Annotated in this window: 10 protein-coding genes and 2 pseudogenes; 7 read left to right on the top strand and 5 right to left on the bottom strand. The window is 70.1% G+C overall.

Annotated elements, in window-relative coordinates; genetic code table 11:
• Positions 1-158: 158 nt before the first annotated feature.
• On the top strand, positions 159-680 hold the full coding sequence (locus VF697_RS18265) for a hypothetical protein (RefSeq protein WP_331096710.1): 522 nt from the start codon (positions 159-161) through the stop codon (positions 678-680).
• A 97-nt stretch (positions 681-777) separates the two neighbouring features.
• A pseudogene (locus VF697_RS18260) lies at positions 778-1,677 on the top strand (serine hydrolase); the annotation flags it as partial.
• Positions 1,678-1,821: 144 nt separating this feature from the next.
• Here the strand turns inward: VF697_RS18260 and VF697_RS18255 are convergent.
• Together VF697_RS18255 and VF697_RS18250 are read right to left on the bottom strand one after the other, a co-directional pair.
• On the bottom strand, positions 1,822-2,280 hold the full coding sequence (locus tag VF697_RS18255; protein ID WP_331096712.1) for a hypothetical protein: 459 nt from the start codon (positions 2,278-2,280) through the stop codon (positions 1,822-1,824).
• Complete coding sequence (locus VF697_RS18250; protein WP_331096708.1) at positions 2,271-3,167, bottom strand: glycerophosphodiester phosphodiesterase; 897 nt, start codon at positions 3,165-3,167, stop codon at positions 2,271-2,273. Before VF697_RS18250 ends, VF697_RS18255 begins: the two co-directional genes overlap by 10 nt.
• A gap of 118 nt (positions 3,168-3,285) precedes the next feature.
• On the opposite strand from VF697_RS18250, the gene VF697_RS18245 reads away from it, so the two are divergent.
• Entirely contained in the window at positions 3,286-3,924 is a 639-nt protein-coding gene (locus tag VF697_RS18245) for a glutathione S-transferase family protein (RefSeq protein WP_331096706.1), read from the top strand.
• 250 nt (positions 3,925-4,174) lie between these two features.
• Here VF697_RS18245 and hrpA read toward each other — a convergent pair whose 3' ends face one another.
• Positions 4,175-7,885, bottom strand: coding sequence for an ATP-dependent RNA helicase HrpA (gene hrpA, locus VF697_RS18240; RefSeq protein ID WP_331096704.1), 3,711 nt, complete (start codon positions 7,883-7,885; stop codon positions 4,175-4,177).
• Positions 7,886-8,426: 541 nt separating this feature from the next.
• On the opposite strand from hrpA, the gene VF697_RS18235 reads away from it, so the two are divergent.
• Positions 8,427-9,479 carry a Kelch repeat-containing protein gene (locus tag VF697_RS18235; RefSeq protein ID WP_331096702.1) on the top strand — a complete coding sequence of 351 codons (1,053 nt, stop codon included), beginning with the start codon at positions 8,427-8,429 and terminating at the stop codon, positions 9,477-9,479.
• Positions 9,480-9,597: 118 nt separating this feature from the next.
• On the opposite strand, the gene VF697_RS18230 is transcribed toward VF697_RS18235, so the two are convergent.
• Both VF697_RS18230 and VF697_RS18225 read right to left on the bottom strand, forming a co-directional pair.
• Positions 9,598-11,253: an ELWxxDGT repeat protein gene (locus VF697_RS18230; protein ID WP_331096700.1), complete on the bottom strand. Its 1,656-nt coding sequence runs from the start codon at positions 11,251-11,253 to the stop codon at positions 9,598-9,600.
• 195 nt (positions 11,254-11,448) lie between these two features.
• Positions 11,449-12,702: a TCR/Tet family MFS transporter gene (locus tag VF697_RS18225; RefSeq protein WP_331096698.1), complete on the bottom strand. Its 1,254-nt coding sequence runs from the start codon at positions 12,700-12,702 to the stop codon at positions 11,449-11,451.
• Positions 12,703-12,782: 80 nt separating this feature from the next.
• Between VF697_RS18225 and VF697_RS18220 the strand changes: the two genes are divergently transcribed.
• The 3 genes and pseudogenes from VF697_RS18220 to VF697_RS18210 form a co-directional block, all read left to right on the top strand.
• Positions 12,783-13,160: an Hpt domain-containing protein gene (locus VF697_RS18220; protein ID WP_331096696.1), complete on the top strand. Its 378-nt coding sequence runs from the start codon at positions 12,783-12,785 to the stop codon at positions 13,158-13,160.
• A 72-nt stretch (positions 13,161-13,232) separates the two neighbouring features.
• A complete protein-coding gene (locus tag VF697_RS18215) occupies positions 13,233-15,302 on the top strand; it encodes a M14 family metallopeptidase (RefSeq protein ID WP_331096694.1) in 2,070 nt (689 codons plus the stop codon).
• Between the two features lie 71 nt (positions 15,303-15,373).
• Positions 15,374-15,536: pseudogene (locus VF697_RS18210) on the top strand (SAM-dependent methyltransferase); the annotation flags it as partial.

Genomic DNA, 15,536 nt, shown 5'->3' with positions numbered 1-15,536 from the left:
ATGCGTCTCGTGGCTCTTGGAAACAAGCACGCAGGCAAGCAGGCCCTCCCGCGCTCTTCCGCTACTCCCTGAAGCGCTCGTGACCGCTCTGGCGATGTGTTGTCTGCGCGAACAACGGTCTCCACCGTTCTCGCACCAACTCGCTGAGCGGAGACCGTATGAAAATATTTCTGGGAGCCCTGACAGCCGCCGTGGTGCTGGGCGTGGGCTGTGCGCACAATCGAGAGGCCTCAACGCGAACCGAGCTACCGCCTTCGCCGCAGGCGTCGGTCAAGGGCAGCCCCCAACTGCCCGGCTATGCGTGCGAAGTCATCGACAACACCGCTGCTGGGAGCGCGCAGTCCACGGCGACGGAGAGCGAGTCCCAAGCCGGAGCGGCCCTGAGTGGTGTGCAGGAGGATACCGCCATCGGTGGCTCGGCCGCGGAAGCAGGAGCGGGCTCGGAAGCAGGAGTGGCCTCGGGGAGCGCCCACGAGGGAACCGCCATCGGCGGCGCGGCCCCTCAACAGGGAGCGGTCCTGGACGGTGCGCAGGAGGACACCGCTATCGGCGGCGCGGCCGCGGAAGAAGGAGCGGCCTCGGGGAGCACGAGCGAGGGCAACGCCCTGGGCGGCGCGGCCCCCAAGGACGACGCCTTCGAGGATACGGGCATGGGCGGTGGAGGAGGCGGGGGAGGGTGAGCCCTGTCTGACCTCGGGGGCTCGTTGCTCACGTGGTGAGCCCCCGCTGGCGCCAGGCTGCCGTTACCGCCGAGTCTCTCCAGGGAAGGACGACACGATGGTCAGGGTAGCGGCGCTGGGCGTCCTCCTGCTCGCGGTGCTCGCCCCACGAGCTGCTGAAGCATCCGGCGAGCGCTCCCAATCTCCATGGACCGCCAGACTCCACCCGCTCGTCGAGGAGGCCGCGAGAGACTTCGAGGGCGAGCTCTCTCTCTATGTCCTCGATGTCGAATCCGGCGACGCGTACGCCTACGACGCCGATGCGCCGACGTACTTGTCGTCCGCCATCAAGATCGCCGTGATGCTGGAGGTGCTGCACCAAGCCGATCGCCAGAAGCTCACCTGGGACGAGGAGCTCGAGTTCGGGCCTGACGACATCCGAGATGGAATGCACCGGCTCGGGGGGACTCGACTGGGGGAGCGGCTCTCGATTGCGACGCTCCTCGAATACATGATGGTGCACAGTGACAACGCCGCCGCGGATCTCCTCATCCGGCGCGTGGGCGTGGACCAGGTGAAGGCACAGCTCGTCGCTCGCGGAATCCAGACGGGCCCCGTGTCCTCGCTCCTGGAGGAGCGTCGCCGTATCTATTCCAAGCTGGACCCGAGAGCGCAGAACCTCCTCCCGGAGCAGATTCGCTCGCTGGGCAAGCATGATTCACCGGCCTCACGTGCTCGATTCCTCTCGGAGCTGTTGGAGCATTCGCCCGCGTGGACAGGCCGGGACCTCGACCAGGCTTTTCACGCCTTCTACGCCGAGAACGTGAACTCCGCGTCCATGCGGGCCATGGGGCGACTCCTCGCGCAACTGGCCCGGTGTGAGGGGTTGAGCCAGGAGAGCTGCTCCCGAGCACACGCCCTCATGCGCGCGTGCCACACGGGACGCGGTCGGATCTCCGCCGGGCTCCCCCCAGCGGTGACGTGGGCGCACAAGACGGGGACCCAGCACCGGCGCGCATGTGACATGGGCATCCTGTACCTCCAACCCCAGCGACCCATCATCGTCGCCGCGTGTACCCGGAACTTCTGGCGGGTCTCCGATGCGGAGCGGCTGCTCGCGCGCCTGGGCCGTATCATCTCGACCACCGCGAATGCGTCGGGCTCACGGCGCCGGACCCACCCCGATTCCAATGGTGGGAAGGACGAACCACTGTCTCCAGCTCGGCCGGGCCCAGGAAGCCTCCGAGGTGACCGAGACGCCCATCGCCAGCCGCACCATGCCCTGGCGCCACGCCAGCCCGCCATGGATGCCCCGCGGCAGCAGCAACCGCGTATGGAGCCCGGCGCTCCAGTAGAGGTTCGCCTCGGGCAGGAGCGGTCGCTCGTAGGCAATGGACTGCGAGGCGAGCGACGCGCCCGCGTACCAGCCCTCCCAGGGCAGCGCGAACACCGGCTTGACCTGCTCGACGAACCGGACGGCGGCGGGCAGCGCGTACGTGGCGGCGAGCGGAACGTCGTAGTTCACCCAGGTTCCCGGATCCTCGGAGACGAGGTCCACCCGGTCGAAGCGCACCTGCCCTTGCAGGGAGGCGACCAGCAACGTGGCGGCGATCAGCGACATGACACGCGCTCCGGGTAGTCGGTGATGATGGAATCGATGGGCCAGCGGCAGAACATCTCCAGCTGCTCCTTGGAGTTCACGGTCCACACATGCACCTCCAGGCCCTCCCGCTTGGCGATCTCCACCGCCTGGCGGTTGATGAGCTGGTAGGGCAGCGCGAGCCCGTCCGCCCCGGCATCGCGCGCGGCCTTCACCACCTCCTGGATTCCCAGCATCGTCAGGACCTCGTTGCCGAGCGCGATGGGCACGGTCGACGCATGGGGCGGGAAGCGCGGCCAGCTCAGCCCGGTCACCACGTCGGCCCTCCGCTCGAAGGCCTGAAGCGCCTCGGGGACGCTCGAGGTGATGTACATCCGGTTGGGAAGCCCCTTGCGGTTCCACTGGTCGAGAATCACCTCGGCGAAGGTGTCCACGTCGTGGGTCATCCCCGGCTCGTACTTGAGGTCGATGTGGACGAGCATCTCCGGCACCTCCTCCACGGCCTCCAACAGCTCCGCGAAGGTGTAATGGGTGTCGGCGACGAGCTGGGCCGTGGGGGTGTTCGGGTCTCGCAGGCCACCGCAGCGGAAGCGGGCGTGGAGCTCGGCGAGGGTGAGGTCCTTGATGTAGGTGGTCCCCACCACCGGCTGGCCGTCGGCGGTCGTGCACAGCTGCTCGTTGATCCACGGGTCATGCGACAGGACCGGAACCAGATCCTGGGTGAGGAGCAGGTCGAACTCGAGAGCCTGGACGCGGTTGCGGATGGACGCCAGCACGGCGGAGCGGGACTGGGCGGGCCACGCCCCAGCCCCGGCGCTGTGTGCCTCCAGGAGCGGAGTGCCAGGAGCATCCACCAGGCCACAACCAGCGAGCGCCAGGGTCGCGACAAGAACCAAGCGAAGGAACATGGCGCCTCCGTACCAGCGGATTGAATGGACGGTCAAATCCACGAGCGGCAACCCAGCTGCCCACGCCGATGCGCGGTGTAGCATCCGGGGCGTCCTTCTTCAGTCCCAGAGAATCCACGTGCTCAAGGTCCACCACCTCAACAGCTCCCGCTCGCAGCGCATCCTGTGGCTCTTGGAGGAGCTGGGGCTTGACTACGAGATCGTCACCTACCAGCGCGACGCGAAGACGAGCTTCGCGCCCCCTGAACTCAAGGCGATCCATCCGCTGGGCAAGGCCCCGGTCCTCGAGGACGGGGGGCGGGTCATCGCCGAGTCCGGCGCCATCATCGACTACGTGGTGCGCCACCATGGCCACGGGCGGCTGGTCCCCGCGCCCGCCTCGGCCGAGTACGACACCTACGTGCAATGGCTGCACTACGCCGAGGGGACGGCCATGGTGCCGCTCATTCTCTCGGTGTACATGGGCCGTCTGGGCGAGGCGGGCGCGCCGCTCAGGCCGCGCATCTCCAGCGAGGTGATGAATCACCTGGGCTACATCTCTGGAGCGCTGGGCGGGCGCGACTACCTGGTGGGCGACACCTTCAGCGCCGCCGACATCCAGATGAGCTTCGTCCTGGAGGCGGCGCGGTCAGGCGGGGCGCTCAAGCCCTTCGCCAACCTGGAGGCCTACCTCCAGCGGTTGCACGCCCGTCCCGCCTATCAACGCGCCATCGAGCGTGGCGGCCCGTTTGAGCTCGGCGGCGTGGTCAAACGCTAACTAGGCACCCCGACGTGGCAGCCGATCAACGGCTTCCCCGGCTGGGATGTGTTTGTCATGGATTGGTGCTGACGTGTGCCCTGGCGGGGTGTAGCAGGGGAGGGGCAGGTGGCGGAGCGCGGGTGGGCGTACCGGAAGGGGCCGCCCTCTCCGCGGGCGGCCTCCCCCTCCGCCTCGTCACCCCTCCCCGTCGGGCGGCAGCACCTTGAGGCCGCCGATGCGCTCGTCGCGGACGCACAGCCACTCGCTTCTAGCGCAGCGCCGCGAGGGCTGCGCCGACCTTCGCCACCGTCACCGACACGGGCGTCGTCACCTCCGGAGCGAAGATGGCCACGCGGAGCTCCTCGAAGGCCCACCGCAGCTCCTGCGCCGCCTCCTGGTCACGCACGGTGGCGCGCCTGGCGAGGAAGGTCTCCCACAGGGGGGTGAAGGGCGCGGACTTCCCCGCGTCCTTGCCGGGGTTCGCCACCGCACGCGCCAGCCGTGCCTGGGCCGCTCGGAGGTAGCGCGGGTAGTTCAGCAGGCGCACGAAAGGAATCCACTCGATGAGGTTCGCGGGGAACAGGTGCCCGAGCTGCGAGCGGATGTCCCGTACGGCCGCCGCGCCGCTCGGCCCCTTTGATGCGGCCTTGAGTGCATCGAGCGTCGCGGCGAGCTCCCAGGAGGTGGCAGCGACGGCGTCCGCCCAGTCCCGGGCCGCACGCTCGATGCGCGGTGAGCCCTCACGGACCAGCGCCTCGAAGGCCGCCTGCGTGCGGGGCAGCGGCGCACCGGGTGCGAGCTTGAACGCCTCGTCGACGCTGCGTGCGAGGACGAGCGCCCGGAAGGCGTCGGCCTGGCCCCGCGCGGGCGGCGCGCCGTCCAGGGACGGGAAGGGCGGCGGCATGCGCGCGGCGCTGACAGCCACGTGTCCGCGCGCGGCGAGCATCAGGAGCCGGCGGACCCCCGTGCGCGTGGCCGCGTCGGCGGCGGAGGAGGTCTCGAGCAGCACCAGGTCCACGGCGGCGCCCCGGTCGACGAGCGCGGGGTAGCTGCGGAGCTCGAGCCCGCCGACCCGCCGGGTGACCACGGGGGGCAGCTCGCCGAAGGTCCAGGCAGTCAGCCCCTTGCGCTCCCAGTCCGAAGCCGGTGCCACGCTGCGCAGCGCCGCCCGTGCACGTCCCCCGTACTGCTCGAGCAGCGCGTCGGCGTCGCGGCTCCGCGCGAGCTCCTTTCCCCGCTCGTCGAGCACCCGGAGCGTGATGCGCAGGTACGGCGCCACGGCATCCGCCCGGAGAGCTTCCTCGGGCACGTCCACGCCGCACAGCCGGTACACCGCACGCGCGAGCGCTGGACTCATCGGCCCGCGGAAGGGCACGAGTTCCTTCTCGAGACGGTCGACCAGGTCCGGCACCGGCCCCAGTTGCTTGCGCTGGGCGCGGGGGACCTGCTCGAGCAGGGCGGTGAGTTTCTCCCGCTGCCACCCGGGGATGGTCCAGTCGAGCTCACCCGGGACCACCTGTGCGAGCAGCAGCAGCGGCACGCTCAGGGTGATGCCGTCGTCCTCGGCCGAGGGGTCGAAGGTGTACGTCACCGGCACGGACGTGCCGTGCAGGGTGATGGCGTCCGGGTAGTGCGCCGGGGACAGGTCCGGGTCGTGCGAGAGGGCATCCTCCATCGAGAGGACGAGCACGTCGGGGTCGGCCGCCTCGGCCTTGCGGCGCCAGGCCTCGAAGCTCGCTCCGTCCGTCACGTCCGCCGGGAGGCGCTGGTCGAAGAACGTCAGCAGCGCCTCGCTGTCGAGCAGCTCGCTGCGCCGGGCCTTGTCCCGCAGGCGCGCCACGCGCTCGAGCACCTGGCGGTTCTTCTCCTGGAACGCCCCCCGGGTGCGGTACTCGCCGCGCACCAGGGCATGCTCGAGGAACATCAGCCGTGCCCGGGCGGGGTCCATGCTGGCCAGGGCCACGGGGCGCTCCTTGAAGACCTGAAGCCCGAAGAGGGTCGCGTTCTCCTTCACCACGGCGCGCGCGGACTTCTCCGACCAGTGCGGTTCGGAGTAGCTGCGCTTGAGCAGGTGGGGGGCCGCCGCCGCGAGCCACTCCGGGTCGAGCTTCGCCACGGTGCGCGCGAACAGCTGGGACGTCTCCACGAGCTCGAACGCCATCACCCAGGCGGGGGGCTTTTTCGCGAGCGCCGACGAGGGGTGAACCATGAAGCGCGTCTGCTTCGCGCCCGTATAGTGGCGCTGCTCCGGATTCCACTGGCCGATGCGGGACAAAAGCCCGGTGAGGAGCGCCTGGTGCAGGGCGTCCCCGCGCGACGGGGGGCCCCGGCCCTTGCGCGGCAGGCGCAGCTCGCGGACGGTCTCCTCGAGCTGGCGCTGGACGTCCCGCCACTCGCGCACCCGCAGGAAGGACAGGAAGTTGTCCCGACACACGCGCCGCAGATGGGACGTCCCCCGGCCCTCGGCCTCGCGCACGAACGCCCACAGCTTGAGGAGCCCCGTGAAGTCCGAGTGCTCGTCACGGAAGCGCCGGTGCAACTCGTCCGCCTTCTGCGCGAACTCCCGTGGCCGCTCGCGCGGGTCCTGCAGGTTGAGCGCCGCGGCGACGATGAGCACCTCGTCCAGGCACCCGTACTCGGCGCCGGCGAGAATCATCCGCGCGATGCGCGGGTCCACCGGGAAGCGCGCGAGCTGGTTGCCGAGCGGCGTCAAGGTGCGCTCCTTGCCCTCGATGGCCCCGAGCTCCTCGAGCACCCGCCAGCCCTCGGCGATGGCCTTCGGCTGGGGCGGATCGAGGAAGGGGAAGTCCTCGACGTCACCGAGGCCGAGGGACTTCATCCGCAGGATGACTCCCGCGAGCCCGGTGCGCTTGATTTCCGGATCGGTGAAGGCAGGCCGCGTGGTGAAGCTCGCCTCGTCGTAGAGGCGCACGCAGATGCCCTCGCGCACGCGGCCGCAGCGCCCTTTGCGCTGGTCGGCGCTGGCCTGGGAGACCGGCTCGATGTGCAGGCGTGTGGTGCCCGAGCGCGGATCGTAGCGCGACAGGCGCGCCACCCCCGTGTCCACGACGTACACGATTCCCGGGATGGTGACGGACGTCTCCGCGACGTTGGTGGCGAGGATGACGCGGCGCTCGGGGATGGTGGAGAAGACGCGCGACTGCTCGGAGGCCGACAGGCGCGCATACAGGGGCTGCACCACCGTGCCGCGGAGCTCGCGTGCGTTCAGGGCACTCTCGGCCTCGCGGATTTCCCGCTCTCCGGGGAGGAACACGAGGACGTCCCCGTCCGGGTCGAGCGAGAGCACGTCCGCCACCGCATCGGCGACGGAGTCGGCGAGCTCGGCGTCCTCGGGGGGCGGCTCGTAGAGCACGTCCACCGGGAAGGTGCGGCCCTCCACCTGGATGACCGGAGCCCCCCCGAAGAACTGCGAGAAGCGCTCGGTCTCGATGGTGGCCGAGCTCACCACCACCTTGAGGTCGGGGCGCCTGGGGAGGAGGCGCTTGAGCCACCCGAGGAGGAAGTCGATGGTGAGGCTGCGCTCGTGGGCCTCGTCGAGCACGACCGTGTCGTAGCGGCGCAGGAGCGGGTCGCTGTGAATCTGCGCGAGCAGGACCCCGTCGGTCATGAACTTCACGGCCGTCTGCCGGGAGGAGCGGTCCTCGAAGCGAATCTGGTAGCCGACGTCCGTGCCCAGCTCCGTGCCGAGCTCGCGGGCCACGCGCGCCGCCACGCTCGTCGCGGCGATACGCCGGGGCTGGGTGACGGCAATCTGGCGCGGGCGGCCGCGCCCCATGGCGAGCAGGACTTTCGGCAGCTGCGTCGTCTTCCCCGAGCCGGTGGCTCCCGCGACAATGACCACCTGATGGGCGGTGATGGCCGCGGTGATGTCCTCCACCCGGCTCGAGATGGGGAGTTCGGGGGGGAAGTGCAGGGTGGGCAAGCCGCCGGGGGGAGGAGTGGGTAAGTCGCCGGACATGGCAGCATGGCCTAGCACTGAAGCGCACGCTTCGCCCCTGACGAAGTGTGTGGGCGCCTGCACGCCCGGCGTTCCTGGAGGAATTCTCTCTGCACGCAATACGCACCAGCCAGGGGGCCAGCGCAGCAGGCGCTGTGGGAGTGACGCACGGCTGAGGGATGCACTCTCTCGCACAGCCCAAGGCGAGCGGTCGCCTGCGCAGGGGAGGGGTGTGCCTGGAGCGCGACGGGCGGGCCTGGTCGACTGTTGCGCCAGCCTCCTCCAACCGACGATTGCTGGCCTGGAGGTGCCCACCACCCGTGAACACGTCGTCGACCAGCACGTACCTGACGCCGGGCTGAAGCGTCCTCAGCACGGTGAGGTTGTCGTAGAGCGCCTCGCCACTGCACGAGCCCCCGATATGGGACGGTGTCCTCGGCGTTTTCCACCGCAGAACATCGGCGACCGCCACGTTGACGTTCTTCGCCGCGAGCCCGCGGCAAGGCCATGAAACGGCGCGCCGACACACGAGGGCCGGGAAGCGACGGCCAGGAGCAACCCCATGCACGTACCACGTCCGGCCACCGTCCGGCGGCTCGTTCCCATTTGCTTCGTCCTGGCCGTCGCTCTGCTCGCGATCGCGTGCGGGGCTGACGGCAACCAGGGCCAGCCCGACCCACCGCCCGCGCCTGTGCCGCCGGGACCCTGGTCCAAGCTGGCACCGATGCTGCAGCCGCGCTCGGAGATGGCCGTCGCCGAGGTGGGCGGGAAAATGTACGTGATCGGCGGCTATCCCCCCGGCCGTATTCCCTCGGACGTGGTGCAGGTCTACGACCCGGCCACCAATCGCTGGACGCTAGGCCCGGCAACGCCGCTGCCGCTGCATCATTCGATCGCCATGGCGGTGGGCGGCCGGCTGTTCCTGATCGGTGGTGAGTTCCACGGTGCCGGCACCGGGCACCCGCCGGAGTACCTCAGCGACGTGTACGAGCTCGACGTGGCGTCCGGAGCGTGGCTGCAACGTGCGCCCATGCCCACTGCCCGCAGCGGCGGGGGCGCGGGTGTCATCGACGGCAAGATCTACGTGGCGGGAGGCCGGCCGCCGCGCGGGAACGACTTCGCCGTCTATGACCCTGCCGCGGACCAGTGGACGGTGCTGCCCAATCTGCCCACCGCCCGCAATCACCTCGCGGTGGACGCGATCGGTGGCAAGCTGTACGTGGCCGGGGGCCGTTTCGACGCCGGAGTCGGCGGCGAGATGACGGCCGTGCTGGAAGTCTTCGACCCGGCCACGGGGGCATGGACGCCTGGGGCGCCGCTGCCCGCCCCCCGCGCGGGCGTCACCGCCATCGCCGCGTTCGGCTGCCTGTACGTGATCGCCGGTGAGGGCAACACCGCCGACCCGCGTGGCATGTTCACGCAGACCGAGGCATACGACCCGCGGACGGACACCTGGCACCGCCTGACGCCGATGCCCACGCCCACGCACGGCCTCACCCGCGCGGCGTTCCTGGAGGGCCGCATCCACGTCCCCGGCGGGGCCGTCACCCTCGGCGGCAACACTGGCACCACGCTGCATCAGGTCTACCAGCCGGAGCGGCGCTGCGACGAGTAGGGCGGTCTCCCTTTCATTTCAGCGGCTTCCGGCCTCGGCTTTTAGTGTCCCCGACGGGATTCGAACCCGTCGGGGCGCCACACTGGGACATCACGGCCCAGTGCGGTGGCTCAGAGCGTCAGTGGGAACCCGAGCCCTTCGGGAAGCAGGCCAGGGGGAGTGCCCAGGGCTCGCTCCCGAAGACGGGGTGCGTGGCCGTGAAGTAGACCCACCGGCCGGCGGGCGTGAAGTTGGCCGGAGACGACGAGCCCGGCCCCGGCACGAGGTCCGCCATCATCGTTCCCTCCTCGGTGCCATCGCTCCACCAGGGCTCGCTCCCATGGGCAGCGGTGAAGGCCCGGAAGGCCACTCCGCCGCGGATCGGATGGAGCGGGTCGGGATCTCCCGCGATGGAGTTGGCGGGCCCCGGGTGGATGTCCTTCACGAGCCGCGTGCCGGCGGGCCTGCCGTCCGTCACCCAGGGCTCGAAGCCCGTGGCGGGCTCGAAGGCATAGAAGAAGACCTTGCCCTCCGCCGCGGTGAGCATGGTCGGAGCCGCGAACCCCAGGCCCAGGTCGGGGCCCGGGTGGGTGTCCGCGAGCAGCAGCGTGCCCCTCCGCGTGCCATCGCTGCGCCAGGGCTCGATGCCGTGGACGCCATCATCGGCGGTGAAGATGACCTTCCCACCCAGTGGGGTCAGCTCGAAGGGCCGTGAGCCTTCCGCGCCGGGGCGGATGTCCTCCACGAGCCGGGTGTCCTCCGCGCATCCCTCCGAGGTCCACAACTCGCGGCCATGCACCCCATCATCGGCGGTGAAGTAGAGCGTCCGTCGCGCCGCGACCATCGACTCCACGCCCGAGCCCTCCGGACCGGGGCGGAGGTCCTCCACGAGCCGGGTGCCTCTCCTCGTGCCGTCACTGCGCCACAGCTCTCGGCCGTGCTCGCCGTCATCGGCGGTGAAGAAGGTCAGGCGGTCGCCCACCCGGACCAGGCGCTCGGGAGAGGAGCTCGCGGGCCCGCGGGCGATGTCCTCCACGAGCCGGGTGCCTCTCCTCGTGCCATCACTGCGCCACAGCTCACGGCCGTGCTCGCCATCGTCAGCGCCGAAGAGGAGCCGATGGTCGTCCACCGCGAACGGGCCGGGAGAGGAGCTCGCGGGCCCGGGGGCGATGTCCTCCACGAGCCGGGTGCCTCCCCTCGTGCCATCGCTGCGCCACAGCTCCGCGCCATGGGTGCCATCATCGGCGACGAAGTAGAGCGTCCGGTCCACGACCACCAGGGTGGGGACGTCGGGGAAGGCGGAGCCGGACGGGTTGATGTCCTCGACCAGCACCGTGCCTTCGGGTGTCCCATCGCTCTTCCACATCTCGCGGCCGTGGACTCCATCATCGAGCGTGAGGAAGAGCGTCCGGCCCACGCGGACGAGCCTCCGCGGTTCCGCGGAGAGGCCGCTCTTGAGGAGGACGGCACGGAACTCCGGCTCCCTCCCTCTCGAAACGTCCTCCAGCTTCCACAGGGAAAAAGTGTCACTGGGAATGTCGAACGTGACGAGGAAGAGCGCCCCATCCACTTCAAGCCGCTCGAACACGTTCGTGTTGCCGCCCGGGGTGAGATCCGCGACCAGGACGGGTGGTTCACAGCGGTCTGGATGATGGCGACGTTCGAAGTCCGCTTCGAGCGCCGCCGTGGCCGTCGAGGACGTCTCGTCCCCTGGCGGTTCCTCCATCGGGCCGCAGGCATTGAACAGCACACAGGCACCAGCCAGCGCGAGCCAGCGTGGGTAGCTTCGAGTCATACATTTCCCCCCTCCGCCGTGCGATGGACGCAGCACGGCCCCGCAAAGATCAGGAGCGGGTCCACCCCGCGCCCATTGTCCCCGGGCCGCAGGTAGGAGTCGGGCACCGTACGCGCTGGTGCCTCGACCCATCCCCCGGGTGCGCATCAGAAGGGAGCGGGCGGTTGACTCACGCGCGCGTGGCCGTTGCCGGGCTCACGTCATGGGGGCGACGGCGACCTCGACGCGCTGGCGGGTGACATGCCAGGCAAGCAGCTGCGCGAAGACGAGCAGCAGCGAGGCGAGCAGGAAGGGCGCGCCGGGCAGGTGCCAGCCGCGCTGCGGGTCGATGGCCCTCGCGAAGATCTGCGTGAAGAGCCCGGGGCCGATCATCCCCGCGATGCCCATGAGGCTCGAGAGCGCGCCCTGGAGCTGGCCCTGCTCCGACGGGCTGATGTGACGTGACATCAGTCCCTGGGACGACGGTCCGGTGAGCCCCCACAGCGCCATGACCGGGACTCCCAGCCAGAAGACGATGCCCGTCTCCGCCAGGCCGTAGATGCAGAAGCCCACCGCCCCGAAGGAGAGCCCCAGGAGCAGCGCGCGCCGCTCCCCCAGACGCTTGACGGTGGGCCGCACCAGCCCGGCCTGGACGACCATGGAGGACAGGCCCACGCCCGCCATGGTGAGCCCGACGGTGCGCTCGGTCCAGCCGAAGCGGTAGCTCCCGGACAGCACGAACACGCTGGTCAGCGCGATGTGGGCGAGGTGGTAGAGGAAGTTGACGCTCGCCAGCCCGAGCACCTCGCTCTTCGAGCGCAGCAGGGCCAACGCGCCCATCGGATTGGCACGCTGCCACCGGAAGGCCTTCCGCCGCTCGGGCGGCAGGGACTCCGGCAGCACGAACAGGCCATACATGGCATTGGAGAGACTCAGGATCGCCGCCACCCAGAACGGCAGGCGCGGGTTCAGCTCGCCCAGCACGCCGCCGACCGCGGGTCCCATGATGAAGCCGATTCCGAAGGCGGCGCCGAGCATGCCGAAGCTGGCGGCGCGCTTCTCTGGCGGCGTCACGTCCGCGATGTAGGCACTGGCCGTGGAGATGCTCGCCGAGGTGATGCCCGCGATGACCCGGCCCGCGAACAGCCAGCCCAGCGTCGGCGCCAGCGCCATGAGGATGTAGTCGAGGCCCAGCCCGAAGTTCGACATCAGCACCACCGGCCGGCGGCCGAAGCGGTCCGAGAGGGCGCCGACCAGCGGTGAGAAGATGAACTGCATCAGCGCCCAGACGGTGGAGAACACGCCCAGGATCTCGGCCGCCCGCGCGGTATCGCCGCTCAGGAAGTTCACGATCATCTTCGGCAGGACGGGGATGATCATCCCCATGGCCAGCATGTCGAGCAGGATGGTGATGAAGATGAAGATCAGCGCGGCTCGGCGCGGGGGGGCGTGGGGGGTCGAATCGGACATGGGGGGAGCCCAGTCTTCGGTGACCTCGGCCCGGGCGTCAACCCGGGGGTTCTGGTGCCGAGGGCCCGGAAGACGGCAGAATGAACTCCATGGAGCCGTCCGCCCCCGCGTTCGACGTGAAGCAATTGGACAAGTTGCGCGTCCTCGAGGACGAGAGTGATCCACACATGGTGGCGAATCTCGTTCGCGGCTTCCTCACCCGCACGCCACCGAGGCTCGCTCGGATGCGGGAGCTGCTGACCGCGGGGGACGCCAATACGCTCGCGCACGAGGCCCACGGTCTGGCGACGAGCAGCGGGATGTTCGGGATGATGAGGATGCGCGTGCGCTGCAAGGCGCTGGAGAACCTCGCGCGGGCCCAGGGCATTTCGGGCGCCGGGCCCATCCTGGCCGAGCTGGAGCAGGCCTTCGTGGATGCCCAACCCCTGTTGAAGGCCGAGCTGGGTCTCCAGGACTGAGTGCCCCCGGTGTAGCATCGCCGTGATGGCATTCGAGCTACATCGGCGTGCCCTCGGGACGGAGCCCGCGCCGTGAGGTGGGGACGCGCGCTCGCGCTCGCCGTGCTGCTCTCCGTGGGTTCCGCGCGGGGTGAGGGCTACCCCCTTCCTCGCGGTGAGCACCCAGTCTCGTGGCAGTCGGCGGCGACCGTCGGGGAGTGGAAGGCCGAGGGGGAGTCAATCGCTCTCACCACCTCGCGCGCCACCCGCAACTTCTTCATCACGGAAGAGGCGGCCGCGCCCTCGGCGACATTCGTTCGCGCGCGGATCCAGAACGCGGCGCACGCCGACCTGGCGATCCTGTTCCGTACGCGGGTGCGTGCGATCTCGCCCCTGTTCGCGCTCACGGGCTATGGCTTCTACGTCGATGCCCGCCACGAGACCGTCGGGTTCATCCGCAACGATGGCACGCGCAGTGATGACAGTCGCGTGCGCGCGCGGGTGCGTGGACTCAAGAAGGTGGGCGAGCTCGAGGTGGCGCTCTTCCTCGCCGGCCCCGCTTTCGCCGCCCACGTGTACGACGCACGCACCAAGGAGGTGCTCGCGACCCTGGCCTGGTCCGACGCGACGTTCACCGAGGGCGCGCTCGGCGTGTACGCGAACCGCGGCCAGTCCTCCGCGGTCCGGGTGTCCCTGTTCGTGCCGGAGCCGCCAGCCCCGGAGGGCGCCGCGCGAGATGGCCTCCCGACCGAGTGGCTCGTGCGCATGACCCGGGGCGTGGTGCTCGATGCGGAGGTGCGCCGCCACCTGCGCCATGTCGCGCGCGAGCAGGACCAGGACGTGTACGTGGCCAGCGAGCTCGGCGTGCACCTCCTGCGCGCGAGCGCGTCAGCCCAGGTGCTCGAGGTCAGGCCCGGGGTGCCATTCCGCTACCGGGACTCCACCTTCGAGGCCCGCCTCACGCGCGCACGCAATGCCCCTGCGCGAGATGGATTCGTGGACGGCATCAAGGACCCCGAGCTCATCGAGCGCGCACTGAGGGCACTCGCCGCTCGCGCTCCAGAGCACGCGCGGATCATCGAGTTCGGCCGCACGCATGAGGGCCGGCCGATGCTCGCGCTGCTCCTGGGCGAGCAGTTGGAGGACCACTCGCGCCCGGCGGTGCTGCTGTGCGGCGGCACCCATGCGAACGAGACGGTCACTCCCGAGCTGCCGCTCGACGCCGCGCGCTGGCTGCTGGAGAACAAGAGGGACCCTCGCGTGGTGCGGTGGTTGCGCACGTTCCACTTCGTCATCGTCCCGCTCGTCAACCCCGATGGGAGCCACACGTTCTGGCATGTGTCCGACTCGGTGGGGCGCACCAACCGGCGGCGGGACGCGCAGGCGGCGGAGCTCGGGTTGCTGGAGTACGGCGTCGACCTCAACCGCAACTATCCCTTCCAGTGGGACAACGTCGAGGATCGCTTCAACCGCGATGAGCCGCGCTCGCCGTTCTTCCGAGGCCCGTCACCCGGCTCGGAGCCCGAGGTCCAGGCGATGATGCGGCTGGGCGAGGCGTGGCGTTTCATCGCGATGGTGTCGTTCCACTCGGCGGCGACCCGGCTGCTCGTCCCATACACGGTGGAGGGGGCGCGTCAGCCCGTCCCGTCCACCCCCTGGGCGGTGGCGCCCGCCATGATCGAGGCCGTCCACCAGCAGGAGGGAGGGAAGCGCTACCAGGCCGTCCGCAACCTCTACCCCGTGGGGGGCACGGATCAGGACTGGTTCTTCTCGAGCTTCGGGACGCTCGCCTATCTGGTGGAGCTGCCGTTCATCGTGCCGAGCGCCCGCAGACCCCTGGAGCCCATGATTCAGGGCGCGCGTCCCTTCTGGCAGGTGTTGGTGGACCGTTTCCTCGAGGGCCCTTCGCTCACGGTCCGCGTCCCCGAGCGCTTCCGGGCCGAGGGCCCGGTCACCGTGGCCATCGACGAGATGTCCTGGGCGAACGGGGAGCGCTTCACCGCGCATCCGGAGTCCGGCGTGTTCCACTCCTACCTGCCAGCGGCCGGGCGCTACACAGTGCGCGTCACGAGCGCGTCGGGGCAGACGGTGTCGCGCATCCTGGAGGTGGGGGCCGGCCGCGCCAACGTTTCACTCGACGAGGATGGCGCGGCCGCGCAGTAGCCCCGGTTGCTCCCGGCTCAGGGGACGCGGGTTGTTGTAGGCTGCGTGGCCTGAAAAGGAGGGGGACCGCCATGAAGCGCGTGAGCGAGCTGCGGGACTACAACCGCGAGGCCTGGAACCGGCAGGTGGCGAAGGGGGACCGGTGGACGGTGCCGGTGGGGCCGGAGGTGATCGCCGCGGCACGTCGGGGTGAGTGGAGCGTGGTGCTCACCCCCCATAAACCCGTGCCGCGCG

Origin of the sequence: Archangium sp. (genome assembly GCF_036388035.1) — a bacterium.
In the GTDB taxonomy this organism is placed as follows: domain Bacteria; phylum Myxococcota; class Myxococcia; order Myxococcales; family Myxococcaceae; genus Archangium.
Note: the sequence above shows the minus strand (reverse complement) of the source record. Positions and strands in the feature narration are given on the sequence as shown.